Origin of the sequence: Cellulomonas sp. WB94 (genome assembly GCF_003115775.1) — a bacterium.
Lineage (GTDB): Bacteria > Actinomycetota > Actinomycetes > Actinomycetales > Cellulomonadaceae > Cellulomonas_A.
Window position 1 is genome coordinate 101,815 of record NZ_QEES01000007.1, and the last position, 14,201, is coordinate 116,015.

Genomic DNA, 14,201 nt, shown 5'->3' on the forward strand with positions numbered 1-14,201 from the left:
GGCCGGGCGCGCTTTCCGCGCGCTGTCACACAGCTCGTAGCACGAGCAGGAACTGTCCACCGCCCGCCTCGACCTGCGTCCCGACCGCCAGCTCCGGCGCGAATCGCGACAGGCGGTCGAGCAGCCACACCGCCGCCTCGTCGGCGTCGGCCTTGCTGGGACAGCGGGCCACCACCTCTCGGCCGCCCTTGCGGGTCAGCCGCTCGACGGTCGAGACGATCGGGGCCGGCTCGACGACGAACAGGTCCGGCGACCACGGCACGACGGGCTTGACCGCACCCTTGCGGGTGTTGCAGGCCCGGTGCGCCAGACGCTCTGATCCTGGCGGAACCTTCTTCCCCTTCGGAGCGGCACCGCCGTCGATGCTGGGACCGCGGTCGGCATTGACGGACGCGTCGGGGTCGACCGGCTCGTCGCACAGCCAGCATCGCCAGGCGTCTTTCTCGCCGACCTCGTGAAGGGTGCTCATGGCCCGAGGCTACGGGTCGCCCTCGACCGGTCCAACCTGCCCCGTGCACGCGGCGCACACCGACAGGCACCGGCTCACCGATGAGCACCCCGGGACCAACGTCTCTCGCGGCGGCGTGTCTCACGTTGAAGCGTCGGAGGTGCAGGGGCGTGGGGAGGTTCAGCCATGGTCTATCTGAAGCCGCCGGGCTTCACGCGGCACGTGGTCAATCCGTTGGTGAGTCGCCTGAGGACAGGCGGTGTCGAAGAGCTCACGGTATCCGGTCGGCGCAGCGGCCAACCGCGGCGTGTCCCGGTGATTCCCGTCCAGGTCGGGACGCACCGGTACCTGGTGGCACCGTTCGGTGAGTCTCGCTGGGTGCAGAACCTCCGCGCGGCCGGCGAGGGTGAGCTCCACGGGCACGGGCAGCCCCAGCACTTCGTCGCGCACGAGATCCCCGTCGACCAGCGGGCCGAGATCATCGACGGATACCGCAGGATCGCCGGTCGCAGCGTCGAACGATGCTTCCGGTCACTGCCCGACCCCGGGGACCATCCCGTCTTCGAGATCGAGAGCCGACTCGAGTCGCCGACCGGATGACCGCCGCGCGCACGTCGGGCTGAGATCGGCTTGGCGAGCGCCCGCGGGAGTCCGTCAGCCGGGCTCAGTCAGACGAGGCACGCCGCCGCGTGCTCCGCCGGGACGAACGCGGGCCCGCGGCGGCACTCGAGCGCCCTGCCCCCGAGAGTGCAGCGGATGCGCCGAGCATGAAGCCGAAGTTGTACCAGCCGCCGTTGTTGTGGACCTCGTAGATGTTGACGTCCGAGTTGAAGAGCGAGACCACGAACGTGATCGGGCTGATCGCGCCGTGCCACAGTCCGAGCCAGAACCCCGCCAGGTCCGGGGCGTCCGCCACAGCAGCGGTGTTCGGGCCGGCGGCGCATGCCGCGAGCACGAGGACCAGGACGAGGAGCCCAGCGGCTCGCGTCACGCGCCGACGCGTCATCGCGCGGCCTCCCCCGCGGTCCCGGTCGTGAGCTCCTCGGCGATGTCCTTCGCCCACTGCTCGATGTCGGCCCAGTCGCGGAAGTCCCCAGCCGGCATGATCGCCCGCGCAGCCGGCAACCGTCGCAGCGCCTTCTCGGGAAGGGTCAGGCTGCTGGGATCCAGCGCACCGAAGAAGCCCCGGTGCTGGCGCGGGTGGACCGCTGCAAGGAGCTCCGCGGTCTCCTTCGGCTCGGACGCCTCGCGCAGGTCTTTGCCCTCGGCGTCGGTGGGCTCGGTGCCCAGCGGGCCGCTGCTGAACAACCAGACCGGGCGGGTCGCAAGGAGCTCGCGGTGGCTCGCGACGAACTCCGCGGCAGGCTTGAGCCAGTGGCCCATGTAGACGGCGCTCCCGATGACGAACGCGTCGTAGCCGTCGATCGCGCCGGCGTCCTGGACCGGGCGGACTGCGACCCGTTGACCCGCCGCTGTGAGGGTGACGGCGATGCGCTCCGCGATCCCCTGCGTGGAACCGTGCTTGCTGGCGTAGAGCACGAGCATCGACATGCGACTGCCTCCCCATCGACCGGTAGCTCTGAGTCAACCAGAGTCCGACGCCCGCCGTCCGGTGGTTGACCACCCCGCAGCCACCGGTCTGGCGCACCCCGGGCGTGTCGCCGCGATGCGCGCGACGATGGGTACGACAGACGAGCCTGAGAGGAGCGCCGCCATGACCCACACCTGGCACGTGACCATCAATCTCTTCGACACCGACGACCTGAAGGCCGACGGGGTGGTCACCAAGGCCCACGCCGTCCTCACGACGTCGGCCGGCACGACCCTCAACGGCTACGGGCGCGCCCGCCGCGCCCCGGGCGACCCTGACGTCCCGGAGATCGGCGAAGAGCTCGCGTCCGCCCGCGCACTGCGCGACGTGGCCGACCGGCTGCTCAAGGCGACGTCCGACGACATCTCCCAGCTCGAGCACCACGAGGTGCATCTCCCGCAGTAGGCACGCCGGTCGGCGCAATTCCCCGGACTGGACCGGGGTCCGGGGAGTGAATCGCAGCTGAACAGTGAATCCGACGTTCCCGACATGTTGCCGTCCGGGGCAATGGGGCCAAGCATGGACCAGCACGAGTTCCTGTGCGCCCCCTGAGAACTCCGGAGGATCCCCAGCATGAGCATCCCCATCGCGCGCCGCGTCCGGCGGCTCGGAGTGTTGGCTGCGGCCGTGGCGCTCGTCGCCGTGGCCGCTTCTCCTGCCGTGGCCGACAAGGGCCACGGGCACGAGAACGACTACCACCTGACGGTCATGGGCACCACGGACCTGCACGGCAACGCCCTCAACTGGGACTACTTCAAGAACGCCGAGTACGACGACAAGGCCAAGAACGACCTCGGCCTCGCCAAGATCTCGACGCTGGTCGACCAGGTCCGGCAGGATCGCGGTCGATCGAACACCCTGCTCATCGACGCGGGCGACACGATCCAGGGCACTCCCCTGGCGTACTACTACGCCAAGGTCGAGCCGATCACCTCCGGCGGCATCCACCCGATGGCCGCGGCGATGAACGCCATCGGCTATGACGCCGCGGCGCTGGGGAACCACGAGTTCAACTACGGCATCCCGCTGCTGCGGAAGTTCCAGTCGCAGCTGAACTTCCCGCTGCTGGGCGCGAACGCGATCGACGACGCGACCGGCGAGCCCGCCTTCGCGCCGTACGTGATCAAGACGATCCACCCCGCCCACGGCAAGCCCATCCGCGTCGGCATCCTCGGGCTGACCAACCCCGGGATCGCGATCTGGGACAAGGCCAACGTCGAGGGGCAGCTGAGCTTCCCCGGCCTCGTCGAGCAGGCGAAGGTCTGGGTGCCGAAGATGCGCAAGGCCGGCGCAGACGTCGTCATCGTCGCGGCCCACTCGGGCGCCGACACGTCGTCGTCGTACGGCGACGCGCTCCCCTTCCCGGAGAACGCCGCGACGCTCGTGGCCCAGCAGGTCCCCGGGATCGACGCCATCCTGGTCGGCCACGCCCACCAGGAGATCGCCGAGCGCATCGTCACGAACGAGTCGACCGGCAAGCCGGTCGTGCTCACCGAGCCGCTGAAGTGGGGCGAGCGACTGTCCCTGCTCGACGTCGACCTGTCGTTCACGCACGGCCGCTGGACGGTCGGCTCGGTGCACTCGAGCATCCTCAACTCCAACACCGTGCCCGAGGACCCGAAGATCGTGAACCTCCTGAAGTCGGACCAGGACAAGGTCGTGAGCTACGTCAACGGCGTGATCGGGACGGCGACGGAGCCGATGTCGGCTGCGACGGCCCGGTACGAGGACACCGCCGCGCTGGACTTCATCAACTACGTCCAGGCCCAGGAGGTCAAGGCGAACCTGACGGGCACCGACGTCGGCCTCCCCGTGCTGTCGATCGCAGCGCCCTTCAACAAGGACGCCGCGATCCCTGCCGGTGACGTGTCGGTGCGCGACATCGCGGGGCTGTACATCTACGACAACACCCTGCTCGGCATCAAGCTGACCGGCGCCCAGGTCAAGGCGTACCTCGAGAAGTCCTCGGAGTACTTCAAGGCCGTGGCGGGTCCGGGCACCTACGCGGCCGCGGACGTGACGAACGCCCCGACAGCCACGGCACCCAGCGGCACACCGGACTACAACTACGACGTCATGGGCGGGCTCGACCAGCCGCTGACGTACGACGTCGACCTGTCGCAGGCTCCCGGCGCACGGATCACCCACCTCCAGTACGGCAGTCAGGCGATCGACGACGCCGCGGTGTTCGTCGTCGCCATCAACAACTACCGGCAGTCGGGTGGCGGGAACTTCCCGGGCGTCACGACGGCACCGGTCGTCTACAACAAGCAGCTGGAGATCCGCCAGCTGCTCATCGACTGGGTGACCGCCGAGCAGGTGATCGATCCGTCGACCTTCTCCAAGACCAACCCTGACTGGCAGCTGACCTTCGGCGACCAGGCGCTCACCATCACTCCGTAGCGTTCTCGACGACCACCGCCGCACCCGAGCGGTGCATGACGAGGGCCCCGCGCCGGCATCCCGGTGGGGGGCCCTCGTCCGTCGATCGTCACACGCCGGCGCTCGGCTCCTGCGGCCCCGGGTGGCCGGCGACGAGGGCTGTGTCCACCCCCACAGCTCCGAGCTTCGCGGCACCCCCAGGTGACCCGAGGGGCGCCGAGCGCCCGGGGAGGGTCTCCTCGAAGAACCGCGCGTTGTCCGCGAGGAAGGGCAGCTGGATCCCCGGGAGGTCGTCCTCGTAGTAGATCGCCTCGACCGGGCACACCGGCTCGCACGCACCGCAGTCCACGCACTCGTCCGGGTGGATGTACAGCGTGCGGGCTCCCACGTAGATGCAGTCGACGGGGCACTCCTCGACGCAGGCGCTGTCCTTCACGTCGATGCATGGCGCACCGATCACGTAGGTCATCTCGGTCTCCTTCGGATGGTCGATCTCGTGGAGGGGTCGAACGCCCCGGCCGGTTCGTCAGCTCACCGGCAGCGCGGTGGCCAGGAGCACGACGACGAACGAGCCGAGCAGCGACGAGACCGCGAGGGCCCGCGCGACGACCGTGCGCCCGGCGCTGTTCGCCCAGCCGTGCAGCCCGGCAGCGAGCATCACGAGCACGAACGCGACGAGCTTGCCGGCGAGGGTCCGCCCGTACCCGGGCTGCGCGAGGGCGCTCCACGTGACCCCCTTGTGCGCGGCGAGCGCGACACCGGTCGCCACCTGCAGCGGGATCAGGACGATGACGGTCGCGATGCCGAACCGCATCCCCAGGGTCCGCATCAGGCCGGCGCGGTCGGTCGCCTCGAGCCGCCGCCGGGCGGCCGGCAGCACCAGCGCCGAGATCGTCAGCTGACCGCCGAGCCAGACGACGGCGCCCAGCACGTGGACGAACCGCACCAACGACCACAGCCCGAGCACCTAGTACGCCTCGACGATGCCGTGGGCGCCCCGTTCGCCGTCGACGACGGCATGGTCGGTGAACGGGTAACGACCGGGCTCCGGGAGCACGAGCTCGACGAACCCTCCTTGTGCGGGCGCGAGGTCCATCACCTGCGAGGCACCCTGCTCGGCATTGCCGGCCTTCAGGCGGTAGGCGCCCTCGGCGTAGACCGTGTCGAACTGGGCGCCGACGACGTGGAAGGCCGTCCCCCGCTGCGGGCCCGCGTCGACGACCCAGACCCGCAGCCGTGACCCTGCCTTGACGCGGATCGGCGCATGGACGTACTGGTCGACGTACCCGTTGAACACGAGGGCGTCCGGCGTCTCGGCGGCGATCTTCGCCTCGTCCGCCGTCCCGTCCTGCGGGCCGAGGTACAGCTCGGACTGCACGAGCACGACCTCCGTGTCGACCGCCGGGAGGTTCGGCGGGTCGATGATCACGGCGCCGTACATCCCGTTGGCGATGTGGAGGGACATCGGCATCGTGCTGCAGTGGTAGAGCCAGGCACCTGAGTAGCGCGCGACGAACTGGTACGTCAACGACTGGCCGGGGTCGAGCGTGCGCATCGGGACGTCCGGGGCGAGCGAGCCCGCATGGAAGTCGATCCCGTGGCCCAGGTCCGCATCGTTGACGAACGTGATCGTGAAGACGTCGCCGACGCGGCCGTGCAGCGTCGGTCCGGGCGCCGTCCCGTTGTAGGTCCACAGCGTCTGCCGGACGCCGGGAGCGACCTCGACCACGGTGTCTCGCACCGCGATCGTCAGCCGGTGCTCGGTGGCCCCAGCGGCTGGCTGCAGAGTCGGGTCGTACGGTCGCCAGTCCGGTCCCGGAGCGGCCTGGAAGTCGATGACGGGCGCCGCAGCGCCCGAGGTCGCGGTCGCCATTCCACCCATGTCGTGCCCCGAGCCCGCACCCGCACCCGCAGCACCGGTCACGACGATGCTCAGCGTCATCCCCGCGGCCCGGTGCCCGGGGACGCTGCACCACCCCTCGATCGAGGCTGTCACCGGGCCGACGTCGAGGTTCGTGGAGCCGCCCGCGGCGAGCAGCGGCGTCTGCTGGCCGGTCGCAAGGACGAGGTCGTGGCGCATCGCGTCGGTGTTCGTGACGGCGAGCACCAGCCGCGTACCGGACGGCACCTCGATCACCGACGGCGTGATCCGCATCCCGGCCAGGGTCACCGCAACCGTCTGGGTGCCGCCGGCTCGGACGACCGCGCGAGGATCGCCCGCGGCGGAGCCGGATCCCCCGCCCAGCGCGACGACCAGGGCGACGACCAGCATCATCGCGCCAAGCACTGTGCCCCACAGCAGACCCCTCCGGTCTTCGGCGGGCGCGGGTGCCGCGGGCTGCTCGGTCAGGGGCGCCGTCGCGTCGGTGGCGGTCATCGGGTCGACCCCGCGGGCTGTGCACTGCCCCGCGGTCGCACCGACGTCGCACGTCGTGCTTGCGCGACCGCCGTGATGGACGACCCGAGGAAGAGCAGGATCGCGACCTCCGTCCCCACGCCGCCGGCGCGCCACCACGCGGCGAGACCGAGCGCGTCGCCGAGCACCACCCGCACCAGGAGCGAGACGTGGAGCAGGGCCACATGCGCGTAGAACCACCCGCGGAACGGGAGGCGGACCCGCATCACAGCGGGCACGATCACCGGTGCGTGGCCGAAGATCATCGACATCACGAAGCCCAGGAAGACCGCATGCAGCGCGGCGTCGTAGACCGCGACGCTCACGCCGAGGTCCCCGGCCAGGAGCCAGATGACCCCTCCCACGAGCAGCCACACGTACCCGGCCAGCAGGCACACCGCCATGAACCGCGTGACACCGGCGATCTTGACGGTCCGCCGCGCGACGTCGTGCAGCGCCCCCCAGACCGCCAGCCCGACCATCCCGGCGCCGACGAGCCGGACGCCGACCTCCGTCGCCCCTCCCGGCATCGTCGTGAGCACGAGTCCGGCACCGAACAGCACAGCGGCGAGCAGGAACTGGCGGACCGAGGTGCGCGTGAGCATCGCGACGCGTGCCAGCTCGAGCCGCTCGCCGAGGATCGTCAGCACGAGGAAGCCTGCGATCCACGGCACCAGCCGCGGCAGCGTCCAGCCCGTCAGCCAGAGGAGGGTCGCGACGTACCAGCAGACCGCGCCGGCGGCCATGACCCGCAGGTGCAGCGCGGGCTGGATGCGGTGGACGACGACGTAGACGACGACAAGCACGATCGACGCCACGCACAGCAGGAGCCGCCCGACGACGGGAGGCAGGCTGACCAGGACGGCGAGGCCGCCCACACCGGCGAGCGCGGGCGCCGCGTAGGCCCATCCGCGACCGAGCGCCACGGCCCGCTCGAGCGAGATCACGGTCCCCAGGAACCCGAGCGCCATGAGTGGTCCGTGGTCCGCGGCGGTTGTCGCCAGAAGTGTCGGGACGGGCAGTCCGAGCAGGAGCAGACCGCCCCACAGTGCCGCCAGCAGGCAGACCAGCCCGGCAAGCAGGAGGGGGATGCGGTGGCGAGGGACGGCGGGCGCCAGGCGGGACGATGCGCCGGCGGCAGGGCGAGGGCCGGACTGTGCGGACGTCACCATCCGAACGCCTGCTTGGTCTCGGCGGTCATCATGTCGGGCGTCCACGTCGGCACGTGGGTCAGCACGACCTCGACGCGGTCGACCGCGCCGCCCGCGAGGAGCACGCGGCGCACCTCGTCGGTCAGGTACTCGCCGAGCGGGCACGCCGGCGTCGTCGTCGTCAGGACGACGCCCGCGACCCGGTCGTGGACGTCCAGCCCGTAGACCAGCCCGAGCGAGACGATGTCGATGCCGAGCTCGGGGTCGATGACGTCGCGCAGGGATTCGCGGAGCTGGTCGGCCTCGGTCCCGGGACCGAGCAGGCGCGTCACGGACAGCAGGTCGCGGCTCATGCCGCTCCCCCGGTCCCGGCCGCGTCCGTGGTGCCGGCCGGGGAGACGTGGGCGAGGCAGAGCCCCGGCCGGACGAACGGTTCGAGACGGATCGATGCGTGGGGCGCGCCCATCTGCTCCAGGGCACCCTGCATGAGTCCGAGATGGACGCCGCAGACGACGTCGGAGTGCTCGACGGCAACCTCGCGGAAGGGGCACCGGTGCAGCTCGATCACGGTGCCGCGCACCCCAGGGCCATCGCCGTCCTGCGAGGCGGGGGCGTGGAGCGATGCGCTGACCCGCGGCGCGAATCCCACCTCGTCCAGCAGGGCGACGATGCGGGCGACGCCGTGCTCCGCGTCCACCGGCCCGTTGGCAGGGCCGTCGGAGCCGACGACCGTGCGACCCCATCGCCGGCCGGCCTCAGCAGCTGCGCTCCCCGCTGTCGGTGCGCCCGGTGCCGACACCGACGCACCCGCGTCGATCGTGCTCGCCAGGATCCCGGCCAGCAGCTTGTACGAGTCCGCCTCGGCGGCAGGCGCTGCCGCGGATGCGCGGAACAGCACGCGCGGGCGACCGGGCGTGGTCCGCGCCTCGATTGAGGCGTCGACGAGGCCGGCCTCGACGAGCTGGTCCAGATGCGTGCGCACCGTGTTGGGGTGAAGTCCGATCTGGGCGGCGATGGCCTGGACGTCCTGGGCGCCCGGGACGGCGCGCAGCACCTCGACGATGGCCACCCGGCTCACGCCGGCGAGCGCCTTGTGGGACGAGAGGTCGATCGGTTCGGAGGGCACGGTCTGTAGTTTTCACTGGATCTGTAGTAAAAACAACCCGCACCCCGTACGCGCCCGATCCGAGACCCCCAGGAGCTCGCATGCCCCTCGACGCCGACAGTCCCGCACTCGCACCTTCCGCTTCACCAGCGCCGACGCTCAGCGGTGGCCGCCCCCTGCATGAGCTCGACGTCCGGACGCTGCCGCACGGCGGGCGGCACGAGATCATCTTCGCCAGCCTCGACGCTCTCGAGCCCGGCGAGGCCTTCGTCATCCTCAACGACCACGACCCGAAGCCTCTGCGCTACCAGACCGAGACGCTGTGGCCGGACGTCTTCACGTGGGACTACCTCGAGGCCGGGCCGGCCCTGTGGCGCGTCGCGATCACCCGTGCCCGCTGAGGCCGCGGACGTCGTCGACGGGCTGAGCCGCGTCCTGTCGCGGGCGTGCCGTCAGCTCGCGGAGGCCGGCCAGCCGCAGCGAGCCGGCCGCCTGGCGGCCGATGGCTGGGTCCTGCTCCGCCGCACCCACCCCGTCCAGGCGCAGCGCCTCGACGGCACCATGCACCATGCCGCGCGTCTCGAGCAGCAGCTCGAGACGTCCGCGGGACCCGACCGAAAGGACCGACCTGTGCCTGTCACCGACCGAGTCGTCGATGTCCGTACCGAGATCCCCCGCACCCGCCACGAGCTGATCTTCTCGACGTTCGCCACGCTGCCAGCGGGCACCGCGTTCATCCTGGTGAACGACCACGACCCGAAGCCGCTCTCCTACCAGCTGGCCGCGGAGAACCCCGGCGAGTTCACGTGGGAGTACCTCGAGGAGGGCCCCGAGGTCTGGCGCGTGCGGATCGGTCGCACCGGTCCGGCCTAGGACGACTGGGGCTCGAGGGTGGTCGAGGTCGCGGACGACGCCAGGAGGCAGGCGACCACCGTCGCGGGCGCCGGTCGCGCGAAGAGGTAGCCCTGGGCCGTGTCGCAGCCCGCCAGCGTGAGAGCGCTGAGCTGGGCCTCGGTCTCGACGCCCTCGGCAACCACCGTCAGGCCGAAGGCATGCGCGGCGTGGATCACCAGCCGGACGAGCTCGATCGTGCCCGACGCTGACGACTCGACGAGGCTCCGGTCGATCTTGAGGATGTCCGCCCGCAGGTGCTGCAGCTGGCTGATCGAGGTGTAGCCCGTCCCGAAGTCGTCGATGCTGACGGCAACTCCGAGCGCACGCAGCGCACGCATGTGAGCGTCCGCGGTCGGCTGGTCGACCAGCACAGTCTCGGTGATCTCGAGAACGAGGCGATCAGCGGCCAGCTCGGCCGCTGCGAGAGCTGCCACGACGTCCGTGACGATGCCGGCGCTCGCGAGGTGACGACCGGAGATGTTGACCGCGACGGTCATCCGCCCGCACACGTCGGGCCATCGCGCGGTCCACTCGGCCAGCTGACGTGTTGCCTCGCGCAGCACCCAACGGCCCAGGTCGCAGATCAGGTCCGACAGCTCGACGGTCGGGATGAAGTCGTCGGGCGGGACCATCCCGTGCCCGGGCCGCTGCCATCGCACGAGCGCCTCGTACCCCTCCACCCGACCCGTGGTGACCCCGACGATCGGCTGGTAGTGGAGCTCGAGGTCGTCGTCGACCAGACTCGCTCGCAATGCCTGCTCCAGCAGGGCCCGCTCGTGGAGCTCACGGCGCAGTCCGTCGTCGAAGACCTCGGCGCGACCACGGCCGGCTGCCTTCGCGCGGTGCAGCGCCGCATCGGCGCCGCGCAGGAGCTGGTCGGCGTCGGTGCTGCCGTCTCGGACGAGCGCGACACCGATGCTCGCGCTCACCACCACATCGACAGCGCCCGCGCGTACCGGCTCGGCGATCGCCGTCACCAGCCGCTGGGCGAGGGCCACGAGCGCGGCCTCGGAGTCGAGCGCCTCGACGACGACCACGAACTCGTTGCCGCCGAGCCGGCCGACCGTGTCACCGGCGCTGACGCTGCGGCGCATCCGGCGCGCCAGCTCCCGCAGGACCCCGTCACCGACGGCGTGACCGTGCGCGTCGTTGACTGTCCTGAAGTGGTCGAGGTTGACGATCAGCAGGCCGACGCTGCTCGCGGAACGGCGGCCGCGATGCAGGGCCGCCTCCACGATGTCGAGCGCGCGGGCCCGGTTCGCCAGCTCGGTGAGTGAGTCGTACGCGGCCCGGTGCGTGAGGTCGTCACGGAGCCTGTCGCTCTGCGCGGTCGACGCCTGGACCGCTTGCCCGGCCAGCGACATGCGCGCCACGACGAGGAAGAACGCGGCGATCGAGCACAGGGCGACCGGCCACGCGTCGAGGGGGACGCCGAGCACGAGCTGGACGATCAACGTGCCCGGCGCGATCAGGACGGCGAGGGTGAGCCCCGCGAGGCGCCGCGACGTGAGGGTGTGCGGCTCTGTGCCGCGCTCCGAGAGCTCCGTCATCGACGGATGCAGCGCAGCGGCGCCCCAGAGCACGTAGGCGGCGAGCCAGAGGAGGTCGACGACGCCGCCGCCGTAGGTCGACGCTGCGCTCAGCACGGCGAACAGCGTGTCGGCGAGATAGAGGAGCACGCCCGCGCCGACGAGCAGACGGAACGCCACGGTCCGGGCGCCGGCGCCGATCACCAGTCGGACGACCATCGCGAGCAGGAGGATGTCGCCGGCCGGGTAGGCCAGACCGACGGCGCGTGAGAACGCCGTCCCGTCGCCGGACCGCACGATGGGACCGGCGAGCACCACCCACGCCACCAGGCCGAGGTTGACCGTGACGATGCCGGCATCGATCCAGCCGACGACGTCCCGACCGCGCCTGCGGGCCCTGATCAGGAGCGCGACGCACACGGCGAGCATCGGGTATGCCGCGAGGTACAGGAAGTCGGCCGACGACGGGTAGGGCGAGACTCCTGCGACGTCGTCGTACCAGGAGTAGAGCGTGTCGCCCGCGACCCAGCACAGCTGGCCGGCCGCCAGCCAGTACCACGCGGCACGGCGGGCGGGACGGTTGCGCCGGACACCGACGACGATCGCGACCACACCGGACAGCCCGACGACCAGGTACATGCCGTCGCGGGCCAACCCTCGGGGAACGGCGAGGTAGGCCGCGACGACCAGTGCTCCGCCTAGCACGTACGCCCGCCACCATCGGTCCACGCCCCACTATCGGTTCCGTTCCAGCCGATCTGAGCGCTGCACGCCTCGGACTGTCACCTCACCCGGTCGCGAGCCGAGGAAGCTCCAACCGGAAGGTCGCACCGGTCCCACGACCGGCACTCGTCGCCGTGAGCGTGCCGCCGTGGCCGGCGACGATCGCGCGGGCGATCGTCAGGCCGATGCCGCTGCCGGCGGTGCTCCGTGTCCTCGAGGAGTCGGCGCGGTAGAACCGTTCGAAGATGCGCTCGCTGTCCGACGGGTCGAACCCCTCACCGGTGTCGACGACCTCGAGAACGGCGACGTGCGGTCCCGAGCGGACGACGACGCGGACCGCGCCGCCGCCGGGCGTGTGCCGCAGGGCGTTGTCGAGGAGGTTCGCGAGCACCTCGGTCAGCCGTTGGGGGTCGGCGCGCACCACCGGCGCGGGTCCCACGACCTCGACGTCGAGGCGGACGTCCGCGGCGGCAAAGCGGGCGCCCGCCGCCGCGACGGCGTCTGTCGACAGAGCCGCAAGGTCGACCGGCCGCGGGTGCAGGTCGAGCTGTCGCTCCTCGGCTCTCGAGACGGCGGCCATGTCGGCGACGAGGTGCTTGAGCCGTCCGGTCTGGTCGACGAGCGTCGCCAGCGTCGCGCCGTCGGCCGGCAGGACGCCGTCGACGACGGCCTCGACGGTGGCCTCGATGGAGGCCAACGGAGTCCGCAGCTCGTGCGCGAGGTCCCCGATGAGGCGGGACCGCATCGTCTCCGAGTCCGCCAGCCGGCTTGCCATGGCGTTGAACGCGTCCGCGAGCAGCGCCAGCTCGGGGCCGACCGCCGGGACCTCGACGCGCACGGCGAGATCGCCCCGCGCGAGCCGGTCGGTTGCTTCCGCGACCGCAGCCACGGAGCGCCCGAGCCGCTGCGCCACGACCCAGGTCACAGCGAACGCGACGAGCAGCGCGACAGGCAAGGCGATCCCCATCGAGGTGATCATGGCGTCCGCGAACGCCTCGTCGACGTGACGCTGGACCTCGGGCTCGACGGACGCGCCCAGCGCCGTACGCAGGTGACCCTGGAAGATCTGTGGCGCGACCACCAGCGCCACCCCGAGGAGCGTGACGCCGCAGGCGAGCACCACGAGGCCGAGCGAGACGAAGAGCCGCCACGTGAACCCCAACGGCGCGCCCCGGACCGGGCGCCCGCGGCTCATCCAGGGCCCATCCGGTAGCCGACGCCTCGCACCGTGCGCACGTACTGGCCCTCGGTGTGGTCGTCGCCGAGCTTGCGGCGCACGTGACCCAGATGGAGGTCGACGAGCCGCTCGTCACCGAACCAGCCGGGGCCCCACACCCGCTCGACGAGCTGGGTGCGGGTGAAGGCCGCCCGCGGGCGGGACGAGAGCGCCTCCAGCAGGTCGAACTCTGTGCGGGTCAGCGAGACCAGGCGATCGCGGAGCCGCACCTCACGGGCCTCGGGATCGATCGTCAGGTCGCCGAAGCGGCGCGTCACCGACGTGTCGGACCCGTCGGCGCCCACAGCGAGTCCCGATCCGTGGCGCGGCCGCCGCAGGAGCGAGCGGATCCGGGCCACGAGCACACGAGACGAGAACGGTTTCGTCATGTAGTCGTCGGCCCCGACCGAGAGGCCGACGAGCGTGTCGATCTCCTCGGCGCGAGCAGTGAGCATGATGACGTAGGCGTCGCTGAACGTGCGCAGCTGGCGGCAGACCTCGATCCCGTCGACGCCCGGCATCATGACGTCCAGGACGACGACGTCGGGCCGGACCTCACGCGCCCGGTCGAGGGCCTCACGGCCGTCAGCTGCGGTCGTGACGTCGAAGCCCTCGCGGGCGAGGTACGCCGCGACGACGCGCATGAGCGCCGGCTCGTCATCGACGACCAGCGCGCGGACCCGGCTCGAGCCGCCGGGTCCGCCGAGGTCCGTGGAGGCGACGGACGGATCAACCATCGCCATGCCCGGCTCCCTCTCTCGCCCGTG

Annotated in this window: 17 protein-coding genes; 5 read left to right on the plus strand and 12 right to left on the minus strand. The window is 71.4% G+C overall.

Going from position 1 to position 14,201, the window contains the following annotated elements; all coding sequences use genetic code 11:
* Positions 1-25: 25 nt before the first annotated feature.
* On the minus strand, positions 26-469 hold the full coding sequence (locus tag DDP54_RS17645; RefSeq protein WP_109133293.1) for a hypothetical protein: 444 nt from the start codon (positions 467-469) through the stop codon (positions 26-28).
* Positions 470-634: 165 nt separating this feature from the next.
* On the opposite strand from DDP54_RS17645, the gene DDP54_RS17650 reads away from it, so the two are divergent.
* Positions 635-1,048, plus strand: a complete 414-nt coding sequence (locus DDP54_RS17650; RefSeq protein ID WP_109133294.1) for a nitroreductase family deazaflavin-dependent oxidoreductase — start codon at positions 635-637, stop codon at positions 1,046-1,048.
* A 64-nt stretch (positions 1,049-1,112) separates the two neighbouring features.
* On the opposite strand, the gene DDP54_RS17655 is transcribed toward DDP54_RS17650, so the two are convergent.
* Both DDP54_RS17655 and DDP54_RS17660 read right to left on the minus strand, forming a co-directional pair.
* Positions 1,113-1,439, minus strand: a complete 327-nt coding sequence (locus tag DDP54_RS17655; protein ID WP_197711485.1) for a hypothetical protein — start codon at positions 1,437-1,439, stop codon at positions 1,113-1,115.
* Between the two features lie 11 nt (positions 1,440-1,450).
* Positions 1,451-1,999, minus strand: coding sequence for a flavodoxin domain-containing protein (locus DDP54_RS17660; RefSeq protein WP_109133295.1), 549 nt, complete (start codon positions 1,997-1,999; stop codon positions 1,451-1,453).
* 163 nt (positions 2,000-2,162) lie between these two features.
* Between DDP54_RS17660 and DDP54_RS17665 the strand changes: the two genes are divergently transcribed.
* On the plus strand, positions 2,163-2,444 hold the full coding sequence (locus DDP54_RS17665; protein WP_109133296.1) for a DUF1876 domain-containing protein: 282 nt from the start codon (positions 2,163-2,165) through the stop codon (positions 2,442-2,444).
* A 168-nt stretch (positions 2,445-2,612) separates the two neighbouring features.
* Positions 2,613-4,442, plus strand: coding sequence for a 5'-nucleotidase C-terminal domain-containing protein (locus tag DDP54_RS17670; protein ID WP_109133297.1), 1,830 nt, complete (start codon positions 2,613-2,615; stop codon positions 4,440-4,442).
* 88 nt (positions 4,443-4,530) lie between these two features.
* Here the strand turns inward: DDP54_RS17670 and fdxA are convergent, their stop codons facing one another.
* From fdxA to DDP54_RS17700, 6 genes are read right to left on the minus strand one after another with little or no spacing between them, the layout of a single operon-like run.
* Positions 4,531-4,890, minus strand: coding sequence for a ferredoxin (gene fdxA, locus DDP54_RS17675; RefSeq protein ID WP_109133298.1), 360 nt, complete (start codon positions 4,888-4,890; stop codon positions 4,531-4,533).
* 57 nt (positions 4,891-4,947) lie between these two features.
* Positions 4,948-5,388, minus strand: a complete 441-nt coding sequence (locus DDP54_RS17680; protein WP_109133299.1) for a hypothetical protein — start codon at positions 5,386-5,388, stop codon at positions 4,948-4,950.
* Positions 5,389-6,798, minus strand: coding sequence for a multicopper oxidase domain-containing protein (locus DDP54_RS17685; RefSeq protein ID WP_109133300.1), 1,410 nt, complete (start codon positions 6,796-6,798; stop codon positions 5,389-5,391). It abuts the gene before it with no gap.
* The gene (locus DDP54_RS17690) at positions 6,795-7,988 is read right to left on the minus strand and encodes a hypothetical protein (protein WP_197711486.1); all 1,194 of its coding nucleotides are present in this window, start codon (positions 7,986-7,988) and stop codon (positions 6,795-6,797) included. The genes DDP54_RS17685 and DDP54_RS17690 overlap by 4 nt, the downstream gene beginning before the upstream one ends.
* Entirely contained in the window at positions 7,982-8,320 is a 339-nt protein-coding gene (locus tag DDP54_RS17695) for a metal-sulfur cluster assembly factor (RefSeq protein WP_197711487.1), read from the minus strand. The genes DDP54_RS17690 and DDP54_RS17695 overlap by 7 nt, the downstream gene beginning before the upstream one ends.
* On the minus strand, positions 8,317-9,093 hold the full coding sequence (locus DDP54_RS17700) for a helix-turn-helix domain-containing protein (protein ID WP_109133301.1): 777 nt from the start codon (positions 9,091-9,093) through the stop codon (positions 8,317-8,319). The genes DDP54_RS17695 and DDP54_RS17700 overlap by 4 nt, the downstream gene beginning before the upstream one ends.
* Positions 9,094-9,173: 80 nt before the next feature.
* Between DDP54_RS17700 and DDP54_RS17705 the strand changes: the two genes are divergently transcribed.
* Both DDP54_RS17705 and DDP54_RS18780 read left to right on the plus strand, forming a co-directional pair.
* A complete protein-coding gene (locus DDP54_RS17705; protein WP_109133302.1) occupies positions 9,174-9,473 on the plus strand; it encodes a DUF2249 domain-containing protein in 300 nt (99 codons plus the stop codon).
* Positions 9,463-9,945 (plus strand): DUF2249 domain-containing protein, encoded by a 483-nt coding sequence (locus DDP54_RS18780; RefSeq protein WP_242448584.1) that lies wholly within the window; start codon positions 9,463-9,465, stop codon positions 9,943-9,945. The genes DDP54_RS17705 and DDP54_RS18780 overlap by 11 nt, the downstream gene beginning before the upstream one ends.
* On the opposite strand, the gene DDP54_RS17715 is transcribed toward DDP54_RS18780, so the two are convergent.
* The 3 genes from DDP54_RS17715 to DDP54_RS17725 are packed head-to-tail and all read right to left on the minus strand — an operon-like array spanning position 9,942 to position 14,171.
* Entirely contained in the window at positions 9,942-12,224 is a 2,283-nt protein-coding gene (locus DDP54_RS17715; RefSeq protein ID WP_109133303.1) for an EAL domain-containing protein, read from the minus strand. The two genes, DDP54_RS18780 and DDP54_RS17715, sit on opposite strands and share 4 nt — an antisense overlap.
* 58 nt (positions 12,225-12,282) lie before the next feature.
* Complete coding sequence (locus DDP54_RS17720; protein ID WP_109133304.1) at positions 12,283-13,413, minus strand: ATP-binding protein; 1,131 nt, start codon at positions 13,411-13,413, stop codon at positions 12,283-12,285.
* On the minus strand, positions 13,410-14,171 hold the full coding sequence (locus DDP54_RS17725; RefSeq protein WP_197711494.1) for a response regulator transcription factor: 762 nt from the start codon (positions 14,169-14,171) through the stop codon (positions 13,410-13,412). Before DDP54_RS17725 ends, DDP54_RS17720 begins: the two co-directional genes overlap by 4 nt.
* Positions 14,172-14,201: the final 30 nt, after the last annotated feature.